19 protein-coding genes, 1 tRNA gene and 1 pseudogene are annotated in these 18,841 nt (G+C 67.5%); 9 read left to right on the forward strand and 12 right to left on the reverse strand.

The features are described from left to right. Positions 1-74 precede the first annotated feature (74 nt). Genes ACGFIV_RS12470 through ACGFIV_RS12480 form a run of 3 tightly spaced genes read right to left on the reverse strand, consistent with a single transcriptional unit; the run spans position 75 to position 2,556 of the window. Positions 75-962 (reverse strand): NUDIX hydrolase, encoded by an 888-nt coding sequence (locus ACGFIV_RS12470; RefSeq protein ID WP_358550975.1) that lies wholly within the window; start codon positions 960-962, stop codon positions 75-77. A gap of 27 nt (positions 963-989) precedes the next feature. Continuing rightward, positions 990-2,093, reverse strand: a complete 1,104-nt coding sequence (locus tag ACGFIV_RS12475; RefSeq protein WP_392834380.1) for a DUF418 domain-containing protein — start codon at positions 2,091-2,093, stop codon at positions 990-992. A 37-nt stretch (positions 2,094-2,130) separates the two neighbouring features. Beyond that, positions 2,131-2,556: a MazG-like family protein gene (locus tag ACGFIV_RS12480; protein ID WP_392834383.1), complete on the reverse strand. Its 426-nt coding sequence runs from the start codon at positions 2,554-2,556 to the stop codon at positions 2,131-2,133. A 92-nt stretch (positions 2,557-2,648) separates the two neighbouring features. Here ACGFIV_RS12480 and ACGFIV_RS12485 point away from each other — a divergent pair, with 92 nt between their 5' ends. After that, positions 2,649-3,128 (forward strand): GNAT family N-acetyltransferase, encoded by a 480-nt coding sequence (locus ACGFIV_RS12485; protein WP_358550985.1) that lies wholly within the window; start codon positions 2,649-2,651, stop codon positions 3,126-3,128. A gap of 57 nt (positions 3,129-3,185) precedes the next feature. Here the strand turns inward: ACGFIV_RS12485 and ACGFIV_RS12490 are convergent, their stop codons facing one another. Next, positions 3,186-3,725 carry a M15 family metallopeptidase gene (locus tag ACGFIV_RS12490; RefSeq protein ID WP_392834387.1) on the reverse strand — a complete coding sequence of 180 codons (540 nt, stop codon included), beginning with the start codon at positions 3,723-3,725 and terminating at the stop codon, positions 3,186-3,188. A 607-nt stretch (positions 3,726-4,332) separates the two neighbouring features. Here ACGFIV_RS12490 and ACGFIV_RS12495 point away from each other — a divergent pair. Next, entirely contained in the window at positions 4,333-5,514 is a 1,182-nt protein-coding gene (locus tag ACGFIV_RS12495) for an ATP-binding protein (RefSeq protein WP_358550989.1), read from the forward strand. A 195-nt stretch (positions 5,515-5,709) separates the two neighbouring features. On the opposite strand, the gene ACGFIV_RS12500 is transcribed toward ACGFIV_RS12495, so the two are convergent. Next, entirely contained in the window at positions 5,710-6,546 is an 837-nt protein-coding gene (locus ACGFIV_RS12500) for a MauE/DoxX family redox-associated membrane protein (RefSeq protein WP_358550991.1), read from the reverse strand. A gap of 2 nt (positions 6,547-6,548) precedes the next feature. After that, positions 6,549-7,490: a hypothetical protein gene (locus tag ACGFIV_RS12505; protein ID WP_358550993.1), complete on the reverse strand. Its 942-nt coding sequence runs from the start codon at positions 7,488-7,490 to the stop codon at positions 6,549-6,551. 296 nt (positions 7,491-7,786) lie between these two features. On the opposite strand from ACGFIV_RS12505, the gene ACGFIV_RS12510 reads away from it, so the two are divergent. Together ACGFIV_RS12510 and ACGFIV_RS12515 are read left to right on the forward strand one after the other, a co-directional pair. Next, positions 7,787-8,305 (forward strand): SigE family RNA polymerase sigma factor, encoded by a 519-nt coding sequence (locus ACGFIV_RS12510; protein WP_358550995.1) that lies wholly within the window; start codon positions 7,787-7,789, stop codon positions 8,303-8,305. A gap of 173 nt (positions 8,306-8,478) precedes the next feature. After that, positions 8,479-10,074 carry a long-chain fatty acid--CoA ligase gene (locus ACGFIV_RS12515; RefSeq protein WP_358550997.1) on the forward strand — a complete coding sequence of 532 codons (1,596 nt, stop codon included), beginning with the start codon at positions 8,479-8,481 and terminating at the stop codon, positions 10,072-10,074. On the opposite strand, the gene ACGFIV_RS12520 is transcribed toward ACGFIV_RS12515, so the two are convergent. Further along, entirely contained in the window at positions 10,055-10,585 is a 531-nt protein-coding gene (locus ACGFIV_RS12520) for a MarR family winged helix-turn-helix transcriptional regulator (RefSeq protein ID WP_392834394.1), read from the reverse strand. The genes ACGFIV_RS12515 and ACGFIV_RS12520 overlap by 20 nt on opposite strands. Positions 10,586-10,686: 101 nt before the next feature. Between ACGFIV_RS12520 and ACGFIV_RS12525 the strand changes: the two genes are divergently transcribed. The 3 genes from ACGFIV_RS12525 to ACGFIV_RS12535 all read left to right on the forward strand — a co-directional run bounded on the left by ACGFIV_RS12525 (position 10,687) and on the right by ACGFIV_RS12535 (position 14,431). Then, positions 10,687-11,250: a YceI family protein gene (locus tag ACGFIV_RS12525; RefSeq protein ID WP_358551001.1), complete on the forward strand. Its 564-nt coding sequence runs from the start codon at positions 10,687-10,689 to the stop codon at positions 11,248-11,250. A gap of 374 nt (positions 11,251-11,624) precedes the next feature. Beyond that, positions 11,625-11,714 (forward strand) — tRNA-Ser (locus ACGFIV_RS12530). Between the two features lie 1,253 nt (positions 11,715-12,967). Next, on the forward strand, positions 12,968-14,431 hold the full coding sequence (locus tag ACGFIV_RS12535) for a methyltransferase domain-containing protein (RefSeq protein ID WP_358551005.1): 1,464 nt from the start codon (positions 12,968-12,970) through the stop codon (positions 14,429-14,431). A 147-nt stretch (positions 14,432-14,578) separates the two neighbouring features. On the opposite strand, the gene ACGFIV_RS12540 is transcribed toward ACGFIV_RS12535, so the two are convergent. The 3 genes from ACGFIV_RS12540 to ACGFIV_RS12550 all read right to left on the reverse strand — a co-directional run bounded on the left by ACGFIV_RS12540 (position 14,579) and on the right by ACGFIV_RS12550 (position 16,148). Then, the gene (locus ACGFIV_RS12540) at positions 14,579-15,100 is read right to left on the reverse strand and encodes a phospholipase (RefSeq protein WP_358551007.1); all 522 of its coding nucleotides are present in this window, start codon (positions 15,098-15,100) and stop codon (positions 14,579-14,581) included. Between the two features lie 249 nt (positions 15,101-15,349). Then, on the reverse strand, positions 15,350-15,727 hold the full coding sequence (locus tag ACGFIV_RS12545) for a barstar family protein (protein ID WP_358551009.1): 378 nt from the start codon (positions 15,725-15,727) through the stop codon (positions 15,350-15,352). Between the two features lie 7 nt (positions 15,728-15,734). Beyond that, positions 15,735-16,148: a ribonuclease domain-containing protein gene (locus tag ACGFIV_RS12550; protein ID WP_358551011.1), complete on the reverse strand. Its 414-nt coding sequence runs from the start codon at positions 16,146-16,148 to the stop codon at positions 15,735-15,737. Between the two features lie 600 nt (positions 16,149-16,748). On the opposite strand from ACGFIV_RS12550, the gene ACGFIV_RS12555 reads away from it, so the two are divergent. Together ACGFIV_RS12555 and ACGFIV_RS12560 are read left to right on the forward strand one after the other, a co-directional pair. Continuing rightward, complete coding sequence (locus ACGFIV_RS12555) at positions 16,749-17,180, forward strand: TIGR03668 family PPOX class F420-dependent oxidoreductase (protein ID WP_358551013.1); 432 nt, start codon at positions 16,749-16,751, stop codon at positions 17,178-17,180. An 87-nt stretch (positions 17,181-17,267) separates the two neighbouring features. Then, positions 17,268-17,723 (forward strand): MaoC family dehydratase, encoded by a 456-nt coding sequence (locus tag ACGFIV_RS12560; protein WP_358551015.1) that lies wholly within the window; start codon positions 17,268-17,270, stop codon positions 17,721-17,723. Positions 17,724-17,750: 27 nt separating this feature from the next. On the opposite strand, the pseudogene ACGFIV_RS12565 reads toward ACGFIV_RS12560, so the two are convergent. Together ACGFIV_RS12565 and ACGFIV_RS12570 are read right to left on the reverse strand one after the other, a co-directional pair. Next, a pseudogene (locus ACGFIV_RS12565) lies at positions 17,751-18,198 on the reverse strand (response regulator transcription factor). Continuing rightward, positions 18,117-18,809, reverse strand: coding sequence for a DUF4365 domain-containing protein (locus ACGFIV_RS12570; protein ID WP_392834402.1), 693 nt, complete (start codon positions 18,807-18,809; stop codon positions 18,117-18,119). The pseudogene ACGFIV_RS12565 and the gene ACGFIV_RS12570 overlap by 82 nt, the downstream one beginning before the upstream one ends. Positions 18,810-18,841 lie beyond the last annotated feature (32 nt).

The following is an 18,841-nucleotide window of genomic DNA, read 5'->3' on the forward strand; positions in this document are numbered from 1 at the left end:
CTTAAGAGATATTTCTTGATATCGGGAGATACGCGCTGATGGGCGGGTGTTGCGGGGTGTTAGACGTCTTGACGCTACACCCGTCCCCTTGGTCGCAGTTGCCCAAGTAGCCAACCGGGCCCGGCGACCTCGGCGCCCAGCGCCCGGACCCGCTGCCGGAGCTCGCGATCGGCGGTCACGATCAGCGCTCGCTCCCACGGCCTGGTCTGCCGGATCTCCCCTACGGTGTCCACGATCGCGTCGTCGCCGCTGCCGGGCGCGTCGATGACCTTCACCATGCCCTCGGAGCCGACCCCCTTTGCGGCTCCCTCAATGATCATGATCATCCGGGGGAACCACTTGGCCGGTGCGGGAAACCCCTCCGGAGGGCGCAGGCCGTGCCTCGCCAGATCGTCGACGTCATCCAGCAGGCGTTTCGCCGCCCCCGCACGGTCGCGCCACCAGCCGTGCTCGGCACGCGCGCCCACGATGTTGGCCGCGTCCAGGATGACCACGGACGGCGGCAGGGCGGACCTGATCTCCGGCCAGGTCTCGGCGAAGCCCGGATGCAGGTCCTCGCCCCCGATCTCGTCGGCGGGCAGCCACCGCATCTCGGTGCTCTCGCCGTTCGCCGGAGCGGAGGGGAAGCGGGCCTCCGCCTCCGCGATCACCGTCTGGAAGGACCAGCCGCCGTGGTCGTCGGTGTAGACGCCGAGGACGCGCAGGCCGTCGCCCTTCAGGGCCGCCTCCTCCAGGGCTTCTCGCAGTGCGCCCGTGACCGCGTCCTCGTGGCTGTCGAGGGCTCCTCCGGGAAGGCCCCAGGTGCCCCCGTGATGGCTCCACCACGACCGCTTCTGCATGAGGATGTGCGGCGTGCCGCCGGTGTCGAAGTGGACGGCCAGCAGGCCCGAGGCCCCGTGCAACCCCCAGTGCTGATGACCCCGCTCGCACAGCGCCCAGCCGTCGCCGTCCTTCGCCGCCATCCCTCTATCCTGCCCCAACTCCGAAAGTCAGATCGAGCGGGCCTCGCTGAGCTTTCGCTGGGATCCTCCTGGCCTGGCTCCAGAGGGGGTGCGGCGCAGGGGTGGGCGGTGGGCCCAGGTGGCCCAGCGCCAGAGCCATTCCAGGGGCCCTTGGCGGTAGCGGCGCAGCCAGAGGGTGGACACCAGCCACTGGGAGACGAGGATGGATCCGGCGATCAGAGGCACCGCCGCCGCCGACCAGCCCTCTGGCGAGCCGCCGATGACGTGGGCGGTCACCAGGACGAGGATCGTCGCGGACAGGTAGTTGGTCAGCGCCATCCGGCCCAACGGCACGAAAACCGCCTGGAGCGCCGGCCGGAGCGGCGTTTTGAGCAGAAGCAGCAGGGCGCACACGTACACGCCCGCGATCAGCAGCCCGGCGAGGGAGAACCACGTGCTGAAGGCGCGTTGCGTGTCGCCGATCTGCAGCCACAGGGCGGGCACCGCCCCCGCCGCGAAGACCAGGCCCAGCGCGGCCGGGACGCGGGCGGAGCGCTCGATCCGGTCGATCACGCCGTACCGGGTCAGCGCCGAGCCCAGCAGGAACAGCCCAGGAACCAGCGGCACGCCGTTGCCGCCGAGGATCAGCGGCGTCGCGATGAGGACGGCGGCGAGCCCCGCGACGGCCCAGGGCGGCAACCAGGTGGAGGGCAGCAACACCAGCAGGCCGACGACGGCGTAGATGGTCAGGATGTCGCCCCGCCACAGCAGGAACATGTGAGCCAGGCCCAGCGGTAGCAGCACCAGGAGCCGGCGCAGCATGAGCACCCGCGGGTGGAGGACGTGGCGTCCCGCGGAGTCCAGCAGCAGCGAGAAACCGATGCCGAACAGTAGGGAGAAGATCGGGAAGAAGCGCTGGTCGACGAGCAGCCCCAGCCAGGCGCCGTCCCGAGTCGCCGCCACCACAGGCTGCGTGACCGGTGCGGCGTCGACCATGTGGGCGATCGGCTTGACGTTGGCCAGCAGGATTCCGCACAGGGCGAACCCGCGCAGCACGTCGAGCGCGGCGACACGCGGCCTGCCGGAGGAAGTCGTCGTGGGCTGACCGGGTCCCGTGGCTTCCGGCGGTGGGGGGAGCGTTTCATGTGCCATGGGGCCACATCCTGCGGCCCTCCGTCCCGGCTCCGGATCAGTCGAACGTTGGGTTCACAGCGCCCCGGACCGTACTTCCGGCCGGTTGCGCACGAACAACGGGCCTCGCTCTTGGCGGGTTCTCTCGGGAGTGCGGCGGTCGGTTCGTGGTCGTGAGTGAGCGGCTCGCCACCGATGCCATGTGCGCCTTGAAGATGTTCGCCGCGTCGGGGTTGCGGGTTCTCAGGGCGACCATGGCGGTGAGGATGACGTCGCACAACTCGCTGTCGACGTCGTCCCAGGTGTGGGTGAGGCCCTTGCGAGGGTTCTGGCCGAGGACGCCGATGACGGCCTCGGTGACCTCGCCCGTCTCTTCCGACAGTTTCATGAACCGCAGGAGCAGTTCGACATCGGGTGCCAGCGCGCTTTCGGCGTCGAGCCAGGCCACGAGCCGGTCGACGGTTTCCCAAGCCTCGGCGTCCATGGCCGCTCAGGATACCGCGATGATGTGGGGTGCCGTCCGGGCTGGTCTGGCGCCTGGGACTCCAACTACATGACGCAGATTGGGAGAGATCTATGACCGGAATCGCGCCCGTGATCCGTCGATATCGGGCCGACGACGCCCAAGCCACCCTGGACGTCTTCTACCGGGCGATCCGCGTCACGGCGTCGCGCGACTACGACCCCGACCAACTCGCCGCCTGGGCATCGCCGGACATCGACCCGGCCGACTGGGCGACCTACCGGAAGGAAGCGGAAACCTGGGTGGCGGAAGTCGACGGCACGGTGGTCGGCTTCACCGACATCAACTCGACCGGGTATATCGACATGATGTTCGTCGACCCCCAAGCCGGACGCGCTGGAGTCGCCACCGCACTCCTCGGCCGTGTGACGGAAATCGCCCGGTCCCAGGGGATAGGTGAACTCACCGTCAACGCGAGCCTCACAGCCCGGCCGTTCTTCGAACGCCGCGGCTTCACCGTCATCGCCGAGCAACGCGTAGAGCGACGCGGAAGCGTCCTGACCAACTTCCGGATGCACTCACCCCTACGGTGAACGCGGAAACCCCGACAGTCGAGCAAGATCACGGTCCTGTGAGTGTTCTCGCAGGTGTCAGCCACCGCCCTTGGCGAAATGCTGGTAGTCCTTGGCGCCGTTGAAGTAGCCGCCCCACTGCCAGTCGTGCTTCTCGAACAGTTTGACCACGCGGTCGTCCGCGTTGATGACGCCGGGCTTGTGCAGCGGGCGCCTGGCGAACTGCCTGGCGTTGTCGTGGGCGACCGAACCGTCGGGCTCGACCCAGGGGTTCTCCCGGGGGTTGAGGTCGATGGCCCTGCCGTACGAGTGCTTGGACCAGCTGCTGGCGCCCGTGGTCCTGCGGCAGTTGAACGCCGAGGTGTTGTCGGCCTCGATGGAGTCGAAGTCGCTGCCCTTGTAGACGTCGATCGGCACCATGCGGGCGATCGGGTACCGCCACTCGTACAGCTGCTCGAACTGGGCGACCACGTCGTCGGTGACCCCGCGGTTGACGATCAGCTCCCCGCTGTGGGCCTTCTTGTCGAAGCCCCAGTACGTCAGCGTGACCTTCCGCAGGCTCTCGGGGGAGACCGGGCAGCCGGGCCGCCACGAATGCTTGAGCTGGCCGGCCGTCACCTCGGAGACCTTCGACGTGAAGGCCGGCGGCTCTGAGGGAGAGGGTGCCGCGGAAGCGGACGGCGTCGGGGAGCTCTCGGCTGCCGGGGAGCCCTCATCCGACGGAGCGGACGAGGCTTCGCCGGACGGTGAGGCGGGGGCTTGGCCGGAGGGCGACGCCACTGTGGACGACGGCGGCGGTTCCGCGGTGACGCCGGAGCTGGTGCCGCACGCGGTGACGGTGGCCGACACGCAAGCCAGGGCGAGAACGCCCAGGTGGCGAAGCTTTCGTATCTCGGACATACGCCAGGGTAAGGGCACCCCGCCCGCGCTCGTGACGAAATCGTGATCTCGGCCGAATGTGTCGGCGTAACCAGACCGTTCGGGATCTGTGTCGCAGGTTTTACTCGGAAATCCTCGCGCACATGTTCGAGGGAGCGCTACAGTCGTGGCCATCGGATCGAACAGGGGTTCGGTCCGAGAGGTCCCAGGTGAGGGGTGGTGTGCCATGGCGTTGCTTTCCCCGCCCGCGAGGCAGGCGTGCGCCCCACCCAGATCCGCGACACGCCGTAGCCCTTTCTACGAAAATCTAGGACGGCCGCTATATCCGGTCATAAAGTCCGAGAGCGTGGACCCCGTGCGCAATCCCTATGCCCCCGGTGCGGGGCAGCGCCCTCCGGAGCTTGCCGGGCGTGATCGTGAGCTGCAGCAGTTCGAGGTCGTGCTTGAGCGGGTGGCCCGTGGCCGCCCCGAGCGCAGCATGGTCCTCACCGGGCTGCGCGGCGTCGGCAAGACCGTGCTGCTCAACACCTTCAAGTCGATGGCCATGCAGCGGCTCTGGGGCACCGGCAAGATCGAGGCCCGTCCCGAGCAGTCGATCCGCCGTCCGGTCGCCGCGGCGCTCCACATGGCGATCCGCGAGCTGGCCCCCCGCCACCGCGCCCCCGAGCGCATCGAGGAGTTCCTCGGCGTGCTCAAGGCCTTCGCCATGCGCGACCCGTCCGCGGCCAAGGGCACGTCCCACTGGTCGCCGGCGATCGACGTCCCCGCGGGCAGGGGCCGGGCCGACTCGGGCGACCTTGAGATCGACCTCACCGAGCTTTTCGTCGACGCGGCCTCGGTCGCGACCGACCTGGGCGTCGGCGTGGCCCTGTTCATCGACGAGATGCAGGACGTGCAGGCGCCCGACATCTCCGCCCTGTGCGCCGCGTGTCACGAGCTGTCGCAGAGCGGCGGCCCGCTCATCGTGGTGGGGGCGGGTCTGCCCCACCTTCCCGGTGTGCTGAGCGCCAGCAAGAGCTATTCCGAGCGCCTGTTCCGCTACGCGCGCATCGACCGCCTCGACCGGGAGGCCGCCGACCTCGCCCTGATCGCCCCCGCCGAGCGTGAGCAGGTCGAGTTCACCCAAGAGGCGCTCGACGCGTTGTACGAGGCGGCCGACGGCTATCCCTATTTCGTCCAGGCCTACGGCAAGGTCGCCTGGGATCTCGCTCCCGGCAGTCCCATCACGGCCGAGGACATCAGGGTCGCCTCTCCCGAAGCCGAGGAGGAGCTGGCGGTCGGGTTCTTCGGGAGCCGTTACGAGCGCGCCACTCCCGCCGAACGCGACTACATGCACGCCATGGCCTCCGTCGGCGACGAGCCCGTGCCGACGTCCGACGTCGCCGAGCTGCTCGGGCGCAAGCCGTCCAGCCTGTCTCCGGCCCGCGACAGCCTCATCAAGAAGGGACTCATCTTCAGCGCCGAGCGCGGCCTGATCGCCTTCACCGTGCCGCACTTCGGCAAGTTCCTCCGAGCGCAGCCGCTGTAGGCCGCGCCGGGTCCCACAAGCCGAGCGCGGTCTTCTGCGCTCCCATTGATCTCTCTACGGCTTTCTAGAGGGGAAGCTAGAGAGCCGTAGAGAGTCGTATTCGCGGTGCCGAGCATCGGAAGGCCGCGAGGTGTGCGGGCGCGAGGGCCAGGCTGGGGCCTTCGCGCCCGCCTTGATTAGATTGTCTAGGGGTTTCTAGCGCGTGGCCGATAGGCCAGTAGATTCGTGCAGAGTCCCGCCGGTCCCCTCGGCCCCGACCACGGCCACCCGTACGGGCGGACGCCGCCCGCTGAGGTACACGGCGAAGACGACCTCGGCCTTGGCCCCCGCGGCGGTGCGCCCGGGGTAGACGAAGAACCGCCAGCACAGCTCGCGCCAGGTGTCCTCCGGCTCCCCGGAGACGAGCAGCGCCGCGTGCGACCGCCACTCGCTGCTCGACCGCAGGCGCGAGAGGGTCCTCGCGGCCGGTACGGGCCGCTGCTCGCAGGGCGCGCGATACCTGACGCGCGCGATCGCCTCCTCCAACTCGGTGGAGAGGACGGACAGCAGCGCGACGCCGGCGGCGAGCGCGATCGCCAGATCCCAGGAAAGCCCGGACAGGACATCGGCGCCCGTTACGGGAACGAGCGTGACCGTCACCGCCATCGCGGTCAGCACGACGGCCCGGCCGATCGCGCGAAGGCCCACCGGCGAGCCGCTCGCCTCGCCGAAGCAGCCGCACCCCACATCGGGCCGCCGGCGGCGCAGCTCCCACAGCACGTACGTGGCGAGGGCGAAGAACGCGATCGTCCCCCACCGGGGCAGCGGGCTGCGGGTGAGCACCAGACCGCAGGCGAGCGTGGTCTCAACGGTGGCACAGAAGATCAGCACAGGCTTGCGCCAGCGTTCGGGGACGAGCATCGCGGGGCCGAGCCGGCTGAGACCGCCGGGCTCGGCGTCGGTCCCGGCAGTCGCGATCTTGGCAACGCTTCCGAGGACGAGAAGCAGTACGAGGAGCGTGAGTGCGGCGGCGGCGAGCGTTGCGACCTCCACGGTCACCCCAATCCGACACGGGCGTTGAAGCATCCCTTGGCGAGGTCTCCACCGAGCTCGACGAAGGAGACCGGTGACAGTTCCACGATTCGGCCCCGTGGCGAGGTGCCGCATTCCACGCACCGGTCGCAGAAGCGCCCCGCCATACATCCGCAGGCGACGATCGGCAAGACCAGGGCGCGGCTTTCACACACGTTGCCGACGTAGAGCATCGAGCCCAGCGCGAGATAGGGCAGACCGGTGCACGACACCCCCGCGTCCTCGCAGCCGGAATCGGCACGTTCCAACATCGGGTACGCGGCTCCGGCCTCCCCGTCGTCGAAGGCGTCCGACCAGGCGGCGGCTCCGGAGATCCTCGACTGGATCCCGCCGTACGCGGGCGGGGGAGGCGGCACGGCGGTCGCCCGGTAGGCGGGCTGCGAGGTCGCGGGGAGCCGCGCGAAGGTCGTACCCTCCACCCGCGTTCCGATGGCGTCGAACAGGAAGCCCGGTTCGAGCTGCGGATGCCGTACGCGAAGGCGTCCCGAGGCCCCGTAGGGGATCACGACCGTACGAGTGCCCCGGTGCGGCCCGCAGTCGAGCTCGACCGTCAGGTCCCTGCGTTCCGTGCCCAGGGAGAGGATCACGCCCGTGATGCGCGTGACGTCACCCCAGAGACGTTCGGCCACGCGGCCGGACTGCCGGGCCCGGATGACGACGCGGGCGCCGACGGGGAGCTCGGCCGGTACGACCGGCCGGCCGTGCCAGGCCGTGGCCCACGGCGCGATGACCAGGCGCTCCTCCACGCCTTCGGAGTTCTCCAGGATGACGAGGTGCGGGCTGATGTCGAGGATCTCGCCGGTCACCCCGCTGAGCGCCGGGCGCTCTTCCACCTCGGCCTGCGGCGGGACGCCGCTCCGGCCGAGTGCGGCGGATGCCAGCGCATAGCGACGCTCAACTCCCATCGGCCCCTCCCCGGTTGCCGTCGCGAGTTTCCTCGGTCGTCCGCTAGCGTCACACGGTTCGCCACCGGCACCGGCTCTGGCGGGGCGATTTTTTCCCCCCGTATCAGTGCGCGTAGCAAATTACCTACTCCAGGATGAACTACTCGCCGCCCCACGGGGTCACCCGACTGTAACGATCTTTGCCGTTGACGGGGCGAAACCTGGATTGAGGATCAGCCGCATTATGGCTTCCGGCTGCGATTCTGACCACGAGATTCGAATGAATCATGGCCCTTCGTCATGGCACCGGTGATCGCATGAGCGGTAAAGACGAGGAGTTCCGCGAGTACGTGGTTGCCCGCGGTCCTGCACTGTTGCGCGTGGCGTACCAGCTGACCGGCCAGCCCGCCGACGCGGAGGACCTGCTTCAGGCCGCCCTGGCCAAGACCTACCTCGCCTGGGACCGCATCAACGACAGGGCCTCGCTCGACGGATACGTGCGCCGGGCCATGGTCAACATCAACATCTCGTGGTGGCGGCGCAGGAAGCTGGAGGAGTACCCGTCGGAGGAGCTGCCGGAGACCCCGGTCAGGGACGGCCCTAGCCCCGGGGAGATCCACGAGCTGCTGGAGGAGGCGATCAACCGGCTGCCCACCCGGCAGCGTACGGCGATCGTGCTGCGCTACTACGAGGACATGAGCGAGCCGGAGATCGCCAAGGCCCTCGGCATCAGCATCGGCACCGTGAAGAGCACGGTGTCGCGCGCGATGGCGAAGCTCCGCGGCGATCTGGTCATCGTGGAGTCCCGGCAGCCCGAGGTCCAGGCCCACTTATGACGGATCCCGGGCTACTCACGACGGATCCCGGGCTACCTATGGCGTATCCCGGGCTACGGGCTCGGCACCTGGCTACGGGCTTGCGCACGGGTCGCGGGCCTGGTCGCTGGTCCGACCGAGCGCTTGTCTCAGGACCGTCCCCGGGCCAGACTCGGAAAGCGGAGGTGGCACTGATGCGCAGCACCATGCCCGACTACCCGCTCACCATCACCTCGATCATGCGGCACGGCACCGGCCTGTACGGCGACCACGAGGTGGTCACGTACACGGGCGACGGGTACCACCGCCTGCCGTACCGCGAGCTGGGGCGGGAGGCCGCTCGCCTGGCGGGCGCCCTCCGCGGGCTCGGTGTGGACGGCGACCAGCGTGTCGCCACCTTCAGCTGGAACACCACTGACCATCTGACCGCCTATCTCGCCGTGCCCAGCATGGGGGCGGTGCTGCACCCGCTGAACATCCGGCTCTTCCCCGAGCAGGTCGCCTACATCGCGAACCACGCCGAGGACGACGTCGTCATCGTCGACGCCTCGCTGGTGCCGCTGCTCGCGCCGATCCTTCCCGAGATGAAGACGGTGCGGCACGTGATCGTCGTCGGCGAGGCGGACACCGGGGCGCTCCGGTCGGCGGGCAAGGACCTGCACGACTACCGCACGCTCCTCGACGGTGCGCCCGACGGCTTCGACTGGCCCGAACTGGACGAGCGCGCCGCGGCCTCCATGTGTTACACGAGCGGTACGACCGGCCATCCCAAGGGCGTCGTCTACAGCCACCGGTCGGCCTACCTCCACTCGATGAGCGTCTGCACGGCGAACGCCGTCGGCCTCTCGTCGGGCGACCGGGTGCTGCCGATCGTGCCGATGTTCCACGCCAACGCCTGGGGCCTGCCGTACGCCGCGCTCATGGCGGGAGCCTCGCTGGTCATGCCCGACAGGTTCCTGCAGGCGGAGCACCTGACGAGGGTCGTCGCCGAGGAACGGCCGACCGTCTCGGGCGCGGTTCCGACGATCTGGGGGGACGTGCTGCGCCATGCCCGCCAGCACGGTTCCGACCTGTCGTCCCTGCGGCTGGTGACGTGCGGCGGCTCCGCGGTGCCCGAGTCGCTGATGCGGGCCCTCGCGGAGGAGTTCGGCGTCCGCGTCGTGCAGGCGTGGGGGATGACCGAGACCTCACCGCTCGCGACCGTCGCCCACGGCGACTCGTGGGATCTGCGGGTCACCCAGGGCAGGCTCCTGGCGGGCGTCGAGGGCAGGCTCGTCGGCGCGGGCGACACCGTGCTGGACGCCGACGGGGTCGCGGTGGGCGAGCTGGAGGTACGCGGGCCGTGGGTCACCGGGGCGTACCACCTGGACGAGGACACCTCACGGTTCCACGACGGCTGGCTGCGCACGGGGGACGTGGGCAGGCTCGACGCCGGCGGCTACGTGACTCTGACCGACCGGGCCAAGGACGTCATCAAGTCCGGCGGGGAGTGGATCTCTTCGGTGGAGCTGGAGAACGCCCTGATGGGCCATCCCGCCGTGGTGGAGGCGGCGGTCATCGGCGTGCCGGACGAACGCTGGGGGGAGCGTCCGCTGGCGTGTGTGGTGCTCGACGGTACGACCGGAGTGGCGGAGCTCCGTGAGTTCCTGTCGGCCAAGGTCGCGCGCTGGCAGGTGCCGGAGCGCTGGGCGTTCGTCGAGACGGTGCCCAAGACGAGCGTCGGCAAGTTCGCGAAACGCGCCCTGCGCGAGATGCACGCCCGGGGCGAGCTCACGATCGTTGAGAGCTGACCACGCCAGGTTCGACGGCGCCAGGTTCGACGGCGCCAGGTTCGACGGCGCCGGCGGTGGCGCACGGCCGTACGACGTCGCGGATGATCCGCAGGGCGCTCAGGAACGTCTCCAGCTGATCGGGAGCCAGCAGGCCCGTGAACCAGGTCTCGATGTCCTTGAGGTGCTCGGGGATGACCGCCTCCAGGCGGGCGACGCCGGCGTCGGTCAGCGTGGCGTAGGACGCGCGCCGGTCGCTGGCACAGGCCACGCGCTCGACCAGCCCCTCGCGCTCCAGCCTGTCGACGACCCGGGTCACCCCGCTGGTCGAGAGCGACGTCTGGGCCGCCAGGTCGCTCATGCGCAGCCTGCGCGCGGGGGATCGCGCCAGGCGGATCAGGGTCTCGCAGTCGATTTCGGACAGCCCTGCCTCCGCGAAGACGGGGTTCATCTTGGCCGCCAGCCCGGAGTGGACCTCGGAGAGCAGGCCCATCGCGGTGAGCCTTGGATCATCAGCTGGAATCACGTTCATAGTCTAGACGACGTTAGTTGACGTGAGGAATATTCCTCGTGTAGACATCTGTTGGAGAAGACATCCGCACGGCAACTACTCGTTTCACGGAGAGATGGCACATGAGCACTCGCGCCTGGGAAGGCCTCACGATCCCCGAGCCCGGCACCTTCGACCTGGATGTCGCGCACACCCGCATCGGCTTCAGTGCCAAGCACATGATGGTGAGCAAGGTCCGCGGCCGGTTCGGGGAGTTCTCCGGAAGCGTTACGATCGCCGAGAACCCGCTTGATTCGTCGGCCGAGCTGACCATCCAGTCCGCCAGCATCGACACCGGTAGCGCCGACCGCGACACGCACCTGCGCAGCGACGACTTCCTGTCGGTGGACAAGTTCCCCGAGCTCACCTTCCGGAGCACCCGCGTCGTCAGCCACTCCGGCGACGAGCTCGTGGTCGCCGGTGACCTCACGATCCGTGACGTCACCAAGGAGGTCACGCTCAAGGTCGAGTACGGCGGCGCCGGCACCAACCCCTGGGGCCAGGAGCTCTTCGGCTTCGACATCGAGACCGAGATCGAGCGCGAGGAGTTCGGCCTCACCTGGAACGTCGCACTGGAGACGGGCGGCGTCCTGGTCGGCAAGAAGATCAAGATTGAGATCGAGGGCGAGGCCACTCGCCGCGCCTGATCGTCGGGAGGACTCCGGCGAGTCTGATCCGGTGAAGAGCGAGGTCCTGCGGTGACCCGCACTTCCCACACTCTGTATCCACAGGCTGTGGATACAGAGTGTGGGAAACCTCTCTCCTCTTCGGCGGGGACACGCCGATCCACGGCACCACCCCTGGCCGACCAGCGCCTGACCAGGCGAATTGCGGAGAATGCCAGGGGACGATCAGCGACGGACCGGGGCAACAGCGAGAGATCGGCCGACCGGCTGCTCGGGAGGAAGCGTCCCTTCCACGACATGTTCGGCCGCCACGGCGAATCCACTTTGCCGCCTAGCATCAAGGCCGGTACTCTGTGCTGAGCCAGTCGGCCTCCCAGCGAGCCGACGGGTCATCAGGAGGCTTCGCCTAGTCAGGTCTATGGCGCCGCACTGCTAATGCGGTTTGGGTCTACAGCCCATCCGGGGTTCAAATCCCCGAGCCTCCGCACTTCAAAGGCCCTCTCCCGTTATCGGGACGAGGGCCTTTTTGATCTTCGCAGAGGGTCATAGTTCACGCCCTGCTCGACGTGGAGCGTCCCTGCGGTGTGCCTCGCATCGTGAAGCCGAGCGTCACGCAGACCGGCCTTCGCGAGGATCGACTTCCACACCTTTTGTTCTGTTATGTATCAAGCGGCGGCGCGCCGCGCCGCCGTACCCGGCCCTCCACCCGCCCGCCGTCCGGGCGTGCGGCGTGGGCACCGGTCGCGGCCGGCGGCGCCTCTCATTAGCGTCGTCGCTGCCACCATGGCCATTCGGGCGAGGCGTGTGGGTCCGGCGACGTTCGAGCGACGAAGCGTCTGTCGATAGGGAGAACCAAGGCGTACAGGTACGGCTTAGCCCAACGCGGCAAAGCGATGATCGCTTGTTCGAGCCGCCGGCGTGGCCCGTCTCCGCAACACTCGGGGCACACGCACGCAGGTGCGATCCGGTCGGCGGTGCCGGGGACGACCGCTTGCGTCCAAGCCAGCAATGCCGCCGCCACCTCACCCGGCCGCATACGGGTGTGCTCCAATGTGATCACTGCGGCCATGGCCCGGCGTCCGAGACCGGGGACATGGTGGATCGAGGCTCTGTGGGTTCCGCACACCGATCCTCGTGCGCGGACCGCAGAAGGGCGCCTACGCGGCATGGCCCTTTCTGATCGAGGTCATGGCGTTGATGATCGCATACCGAGAAGTCGGCTTTCAGGTCTGAGCAGGGGATCATCACCCTCACGATCGCATGATGGCCGCTGATCTCCGCTCAGGGCCGCAAGACAGGAAGATCAGGCCATACGTCCCCACGAGGCGCGATCGGCCGCCGAAACGGCACGCATCGTCGGGATCACGGCCCGTGACGACGAGTTCCCAGTTGCAGTTCTAGTTGCAATCCAGCCCCGTTCAACCCCGTTCCGGAGAGACCGGCCGCGCCCGTTGGTCCAGGCGGGACTGATCGGGACGGGCAGGATCAGAGCTGCTGATGCGGTTTGGGTCCCGGGCCCGGGTGAGCGCATGCGTACCGTCCCGGCCTGATCGCCGGGACCGGCCTCATCCTGCAACCGGTGGAGCGCGTGAAGTCAACCCTTAAAGTCTGCAATCACCGCGAAGTGACTTTAAGCGGATCACAAGGATGATCAGCCAGTGTGGGCAGGGCCGAAACGGTGGGCGCTGTACCTCGGAATGGTCACTCCCACTCCACGAGCCATGTGAGGTGACTGGCGATGGATAACAGAAGTGAAATAGAAGTCCGATGGCTTGACTGGCGCGATGCCGGCGAAGAGATCCTCGCCGTTCGAAGACGCGTTTTCACCGACGAACTAGGCTGGCAAGAGAACAGGTTACACCACGAGAGAGATCCAGAGGGCCTTCACCTTTGCGCCATATCCGATGGCAAGATCGTGGCGGTCATCTCCGCGTACGTCTACGAACCGGGGGCACCCGACCTGGCCGCCATGGAGCTGCCGGAGACGGGCGGGCTCACGGTTGAGATCGGCAAGCGAGTTGGACTTCCGACCCATCGGGGCGCCCTTATCAGCGCAGAGATGGCGACCTCGATGGTGCGTCAGATCTGTGAGGCGCTACGGCCGTCCCGTTTCTTTCTCATTGTGCGCGTGAGCGCACAGCCGTATCTCATCGATCGATACGCCAGAAGGAATTTCGTCTACCATACCGAGGTCGGCTCGGGCGACGACGCGGTCGCCGTAATGAAGGTAGAGGGCGAGGAGGCCCTGGAGGAGTTCTACCTCAAGCACCGAGATCTCGCCAGGGAGCACTCGTGCACCGGCAGCGCCGTGTCCGTTCCCTCGCTTGTCAGGTTTCTCGCGGACAACGGGCGTGACGATCTCCTGGCGGTGGAGCGCCTCGCGGAGGAGAACCATTACCTCGAATTGCTGGCCGTCCAGACGGAGGCGCCCCGTCTGACGGCCCAGGGCCGTTTGATACTCGCCGAGCAGCGACCCCGCCTGGCCGCGACACCGTTCGTGCCCGCGCCCGCGTCGCTGGTGGACATCGGGAGCGGGCCTGGGGAGTATCTCGCGGCGATCGCGAAGGAGGAGCCACTCGCCGGCTACCGCGTGCAGGGCGTCGAACCCGCGCCCCAACTGCTCGCCAGAGCCCGATCGAACTTCCCGGAGTGCGATTTCCGGCAAGGTACCGCTTACGCCACAGGTGAGGCTGATGCATCACACGACGTGGTCACGTCGCACTTCCTGTTCGTGCATCTTCGCAGTCCGGATCTTGCCCTGCTCGAAATGCGCCGGATCTTGCGGCCCGGTGGGCTTCTGTATGTGGTCGACGTCAACGACGCCAGTTTCTCCGCCCCTGAGGCGATCCAGCGCGTGGTCAGGGCCTACGACCGCAACTATGTCGGCGATCGCCTGGTCATGAGCGACCTGCCGAATCGTGCCGCGGAGTTCGGCTTCGAACTCGTCCGGCATTTCTCCACAACGCTCGGGAACGCGGGGGACGCCCAGCCGGGCTTCGGTCCGGACAGGATCCGTCTCGGACACGCTGACGCGTGGAATCTGTTGTCGTTCGTACGCTCACAGAGCGGCATCGAGCAACTGTTCAAGGAAGCCGAGGACTACTACTTCAGCACCAATTCTGAAATCAGCATCAATCTCGAAACTCAGATCTACCGGCTCTCTCCCGCCCCGGAAGAGAGCGTCGGCCGCGACCTTTCGTGATATTCACCTGGTCCGCGTGAGTGTTTCGCCCGTGTTCGCGGCGCACAACGCTCATCACACCACCGCTGGGTGTGCCGGGCCAGCACGAAACCGGCCCGGCGGAGTCCCAAGAGTGCGGTAATCCGCACGTGAGGGGAGCGGGATGGGCTACATCTCGGAGTTCTTGGCGGCTTGTTCGACGTTCTGGCGGATTCGCTCGATCTCCGCCTGGGTTACATTGAGGGTGCCGAATTCCTTGACCGCCTGGTAGTACGTCCATGCGATGCCGTTGCAGGTGTTCCTTGGGATGGTGGAGTATCCCGCGCAGACCTGCTTCATGTCGAAGTAGAACGCGTCGTCGATGTGCGACTTGTTCGCCGGGAACTGGTTCACCGCCTTGTAGTTGCGGTAACCGAAGTCGTGGCGACGGCATGGCATTCTGAAGTCGAAGCCGAGCGGCTGGTCGGGGCTGGTCGAACAGAGGTCGGTCGACCAGTCGAAGGCATAGTCGGCCCAGCTCGCCTGGTTCTGCCAGGCAGAGCGCCAGCTGGCTGCGCTGGCCGCCGTGGGCTGGGAGAACGTGGAAAGTGCGGCGATCTTTTGCTCCAGTGTCACCGCGTAGGCGGGCAGCGTTAATCCGATTAATGTGACGAGGGAGAGGGCGGCGGTCGCGAGGGCTCGTTTGAGCATGGGCTCTGCCTTTGTTTGGGGGGTGCCTCTCAGGGCAGGGTGCTACCACCGCCTACGATGAAGCGAAATATCCTGAAACGCTGGGACGGATCTTCGTGAAGATTGGCGCGGGCATTCGTAGATGATCGCTCTTTACAACAATTACAACGTCCTGTAATGGCCTGTTCCGACAAGTCGAGCCGCGAGAGCGGGCACGCTGCGCGCTGATCGGCGTGGATCGCGGCGCGGCGCCCCGCGGCGGCTCGCAGGTCATGCGAGGGCGGTGGCGATTCGCAGGCGGAGTCGCGGTTCGTGGGTGGGGTCGGTGCGCAGGGTCAGGGTCAGGCCGGTGGGAGCGGCGTCGGCTAAGACGGACAGCAAGATGGCGAACTGTTCCGGGGGTTCGGCGCTGAGGAGTTCCTCGGCGTGGTCCACGATGAGGGCGACGTTTCCGCTACTGGTCGCGTCGCGCAGGGAGTCGGCGAGAGCGTCCCAGTTGCGGCCGAAGTAGTCCGGAAAGCGCAGGACCCGCGCCGCCTCCTCGAAGAAGGCGGCGCGGGTCTGGCATGAGCGTCCGTCGACGACCGCCGGCGCTGGACCGGTCGACACCGTCAGCCATCGCGGCAGCGGACGTGCGGCGGATGTCATGGGACTCCTAGAGCCTGTAGAAGTCGGTGTAGTGGTTCGGCGAGAACCAGACCACGCCGGTGCTGCGGTTCACGACGATCCGGTACGCGTCACGCGCGGCGCCTCGTGCCCGGGAGTACACGTCGTACTCGTAGTAGGTGGCGCCGCTGGGGAGCTGGCCCTCTCGGTTCTGGAATTGGCCGCCAGTGTAGTTGTACCTGCCGTCCGGCCAGGAGTACCAGCCAGCGGTGGTGGGGTAGCCCTTGGAGGACCAGGTCGCCTTGGCGGACCGTGCGTCGGAGCACCGGGAGATGGTGCAGGAGCTGATGACCGACGCGTCAGCGGGGGTGATGCCGACGACGCCGATCAGGGACGTGAACGCGGCGAGCATGACGATGAGCCGTGCCAGCCAGGAAGGTCGGGGGCGTTGCAGGGTGTGCACGAGGCCTCCTTGCGGGGGATGCGAGGACCGACACCCGTCAGGATTGCTGTCGAATTGGGTCAAAGAAAGGCAAAGGTCTCCAAAGGTGCGATGAACTCTTTGTTGCTCCGGGCCGACGCCGAGCTCACGCCGCGCGTGATGGCCTCCCCTCGCCGTCCTGCCCGGTTCCATGTGATCAGCGAACGGGCGGTCCATCTGCCTCGCCGGGCCGTCCGATGACCAAGGAATGGGGGTCCTGTGGCCGTACCACGGGCTTGCCTCCTCGTCGCGGCTTCAGCCGGACCACACCCCGACAAATGGTGAAAAATCGTTCTCTAAGGCAGGGGGAACATCAATCCACCGCATGCGATCATGTCCTGGTCCAGGTGCCCCCTCCCTGGAGAACAGGCAGCGAGCCTATGGAAACGCCCCGTTCCGAGTCGCCACCGCTCCCGCGGCGGGACGAAGCCGTACGCTGCGCCGAGGCCGACGCCGACAGCCGTTGCGTTCTGCCCCCCGATCACCCGGGTGAGCACGTCTACCCCCGCCAGCCCGACACCTGACCACGCCGTACCTGCGGTGATCGCGGGCGGAGCGTACGCGCCGTGCTTGGATACGCGGGTGGCGACCCGTGGAGACGAGCAGGCCCGCGCGAGGATGAGAGACGCGCGGGTGGCCAGGCTGGGCACCGTCGGCGAGGACGGCACGCCGCACCTCGTCCCGGTGACGTTCTCCCTGGACGGCGATCGCATCGTGACCGCCGTCGACCACAAGCCCAAGAGCACCACCACCGGCCTGCGGCGGCTGCGGAACATCCGGGCCAACCCGAGGGTGTCCGTCCTGGTCGACCACTACGACGACGACTGGGCGACCCTGTGGTGGGTACGGGCCGACGGCGTCGCCACCATCGTCGAGCACGACGAGGAGCGACTCCCCGCCCTGGCATCGCTGGTCGCGAAATATCCGCAATATGCGGATCGTGTTCCTGAGGGGCCGGTCATCCTGATCGAGGTCACCCGGTACGCGAGCTGGTCGTACTCCGGAGAGCTGTAGTGCCTGCGGACGTACCCCGGGCAAGCTGGAGGAGTATCCAGTGCTCAGCCTGGCCGCGATCCTCCCCGGAAGAATAAGATTCCACCTATGCGGATCTTCGCGAACCTGAGCGAGCTGAAGGCGGCCACCGGCGAGCACTTCGGGTACACCGAGTGGCGTGAGGTCACCCAGGAGCAGGTCAACCTGTTCGCCGACGCCACCGACGACCACCAGTGGATCCACGTCGACATCGAGCGGGCCAAGGCCGGCCCCTTCGGCGGGCCGATAGCCCACGGCTACCTCAGCCTCGCCCTGCTTCCCTCCTTCATGATGGAGCTCTTCAGGGTGGAGGGCCTGAAGATGGGGATCAACTACGGGCTCAACAAGGTGCGCTTCCCGTCGCCGGTGCCCGTGGGAGCGAAGATCCGCGCGGGCGCCGAGCTCCTGGACGTCAAGGGCACTCCGGCGGGCACGCATTCCAGTCTCCGCGTCACCGTCGAGGTCGAGGGCTCCAGCAAGCCCGCCTGCGTGGCCGAGAGCCTCTCGCTGTACGTCCCCGAGTAGACCATCCACTTGGCCTGATTAGATCGTCTACGTCCCTGAGTACAGGATGGCCGCCTGGACGGGGCTGCGCAGGCCGAGTTCGCCCAGCATCCCGGCTGACGTGGGTCTTCGCCGTGGCCTCGGTCATGTCGAGCTCGCGGGCGATCTCCGCGTTCGACAGTCCGCGTGCCACGCAGGCCAGCACCTCGCGCTCGCGCGGCGTCAGGACCCCGAGGTCGTACGGCCTGCGCTCGCTCGTCCCGGCGAACTCCGCGATCAACCGCCGGGCCGTCCATGCGGGGGCATGCGGATGTCCATCAGGACGACATCGGGTCGCGGCTCACGCCATCTGGACGGCCGCGTGCCCGTCTGCCGCCTCGCCGGCCACCTCGATGTCGGGGTGGCCTTCCAGGATCAGCACGACGCCCGCACGCACCGTCGCATGATCATCGGCGGCCAGGATCCTGACCGGTTCCCAGCCTTGGGTGCTGAGCAGCAGAGTCGCCACCACGTCCCCCGGCGTTTCCAGAAAATGAGGTCCTCGTCGTCGCCATTGACGAAGTGCAGAACGTGGTCCGTAGGATCGAATTCGACTCCAGACATCTCGCCCAGATGGGTCTCGCCCAGATGGGTAAGGACTGCCTGTCGGCCTCGGTAGCGTCCGACATAGCGGCGGGCTTGGGCCACGAAGAAATCTATGGTGGTGTCGTCCAGTACCGCGTTTGGGCTAACACCGATGAAGCGTGGCGGACTGAGAGGGCCGAACCGGCGGAGCTGTTGGGTGCCGTTCGCCCAATGCAGTCTCTTGGTGTCCGGGTCGTACACTACGCAGTAGACGGGGATGTTCCCATTCGCCCAGGTGTCGACGTGCTGGCCGATAGGAACCGCGTAGCCGTTGCCTCGCCGCCATTTGTCCCCACCTTTGACCTGGACCTTGATCGTGTCGCTTGTGACATCCCCGTCGTCGGTGAAGGTGACGTAAAAGTCTTCACCAAAGTCGTTCTGCCCAGATATCTCTTGAACGATGTGATCGTGATCTTCGAGCAGGGTGCGCAGCGCGTTTACGGCAGCCTGTCCTACGCGCCGCCCTTTCGAGATCTTCGGCATACCACCCTCCTAGAGGTTCCTCGCTGGCTTGG

The organism is Sphaerisporangium sp. NPDC049003 (assembly GCF_043197795.1).
GTDB lineage: Bacteria > Actinomycetota > Actinomycetes > Streptosporangiales > Streptosporangiaceae > Sphaerisporangium.

Excerpts from the sequence above, each read along its gene's own strand:
- ACGFIV_RS12525 (WP_358551001.1), top strand. The coding sequence starts at position 10,687 with ATGAGCACTCGCGCCTGGGAAGGCCTCACGATCCCCGAGCCCGGCACC.
- ACGFIV_RS12545 (WP_358551009.1), bottom strand. The coding sequence starts at position 15,727 with ATGACATCCGCCGCACGTCCGCTGCCGCGATGGCTGACGGTGTCGACC.
- ACGFIV_RS12560 (WP_358551015.1), top strand. The coding sequence starts at position 17,268 with ATGCGGATCTTCGCGAACCTGAGCGAGCTGAAGGCGGCCACCGGCGAG.
- ACGFIV_RS12505 (WP_358550993.1), bottom strand. The coding sequence starts at position 7,490 with ATGGGAGTTGAGCGTCGCTATGCGCTGGCATCCGCCGCACTCGGCCGG.
- ACGFIV_RS12510 (WP_358550995.1), top strand. The coding sequence starts at position 7,787 with ATGAGCGGTAAAGACGAGGAGTTCCGCGAGTACGTGGTTGCCCGCGGT.
- ACGFIV_RS12520 (WP_392834394.1), bottom strand. The coding sequence starts at position 10,585 with ATGAACGTGATTCCAGCTGATGATCCAAGGCTCACCGCGATGGGCCTG.
- ACGFIV_RS12475 (WP_392834380.1), bottom strand. The coding sequence starts at position 2,093 with ATGGCACATGAAACGCTCCCCCCACCGCCGGAAGCCACGGGACCCGGT.
- ACGFIV_RS12570 (WP_392834402.1), bottom strand. The coding sequence starts at position 18,809 with ATGCCGAAGATCTCGAAAGGGCGGCGCGTAGGACAGGCTGCCGTAAAC.
- ACGFIV_RS12515 (WP_358550997.1), top strand. The coding sequence starts at position 8,479 with ATGCGCAGCACCATGCCCGACTACCCGCTCACCATCACCTCGATCATG.
- ACGFIV_RS12540 (WP_358551007.1), bottom strand. The coding sequence starts at position 15,100 with ATGCTCAAACGAGCCCTCGCGACCGCCGCCCTCTCCCTCGTCACATTA.
- ACGFIV_RS12485 (WP_358550985.1), top strand. The coding sequence starts at position 2,649 with ATGACCGGAATCGCGCCCGTGATCCGTCGATATCGGGCCGACGACGCC.
- ACGFIV_RS12535 (WP_358551005.1), top strand. The coding sequence starts at position 12,968 with ATGGATAACAGAAGTGAAATAGAAGTCCGATGGCTTGACTGGCGCGAT.
- ACGFIV_RS12470 (WP_358550975.1), bottom strand. The coding sequence starts at position 962 with ATGGCGGCGAAGGACGGCGACGGCTGGGCGCTGTGCGAGCGGGGTCAT.
- ACGFIV_RS12480 (WP_392834383.1), bottom strand. The coding sequence starts at position 2,556 with ATGGACGCCGAGGCTTGGGAAACCGTCGACCGGCTCGTGGCCTGGCTC.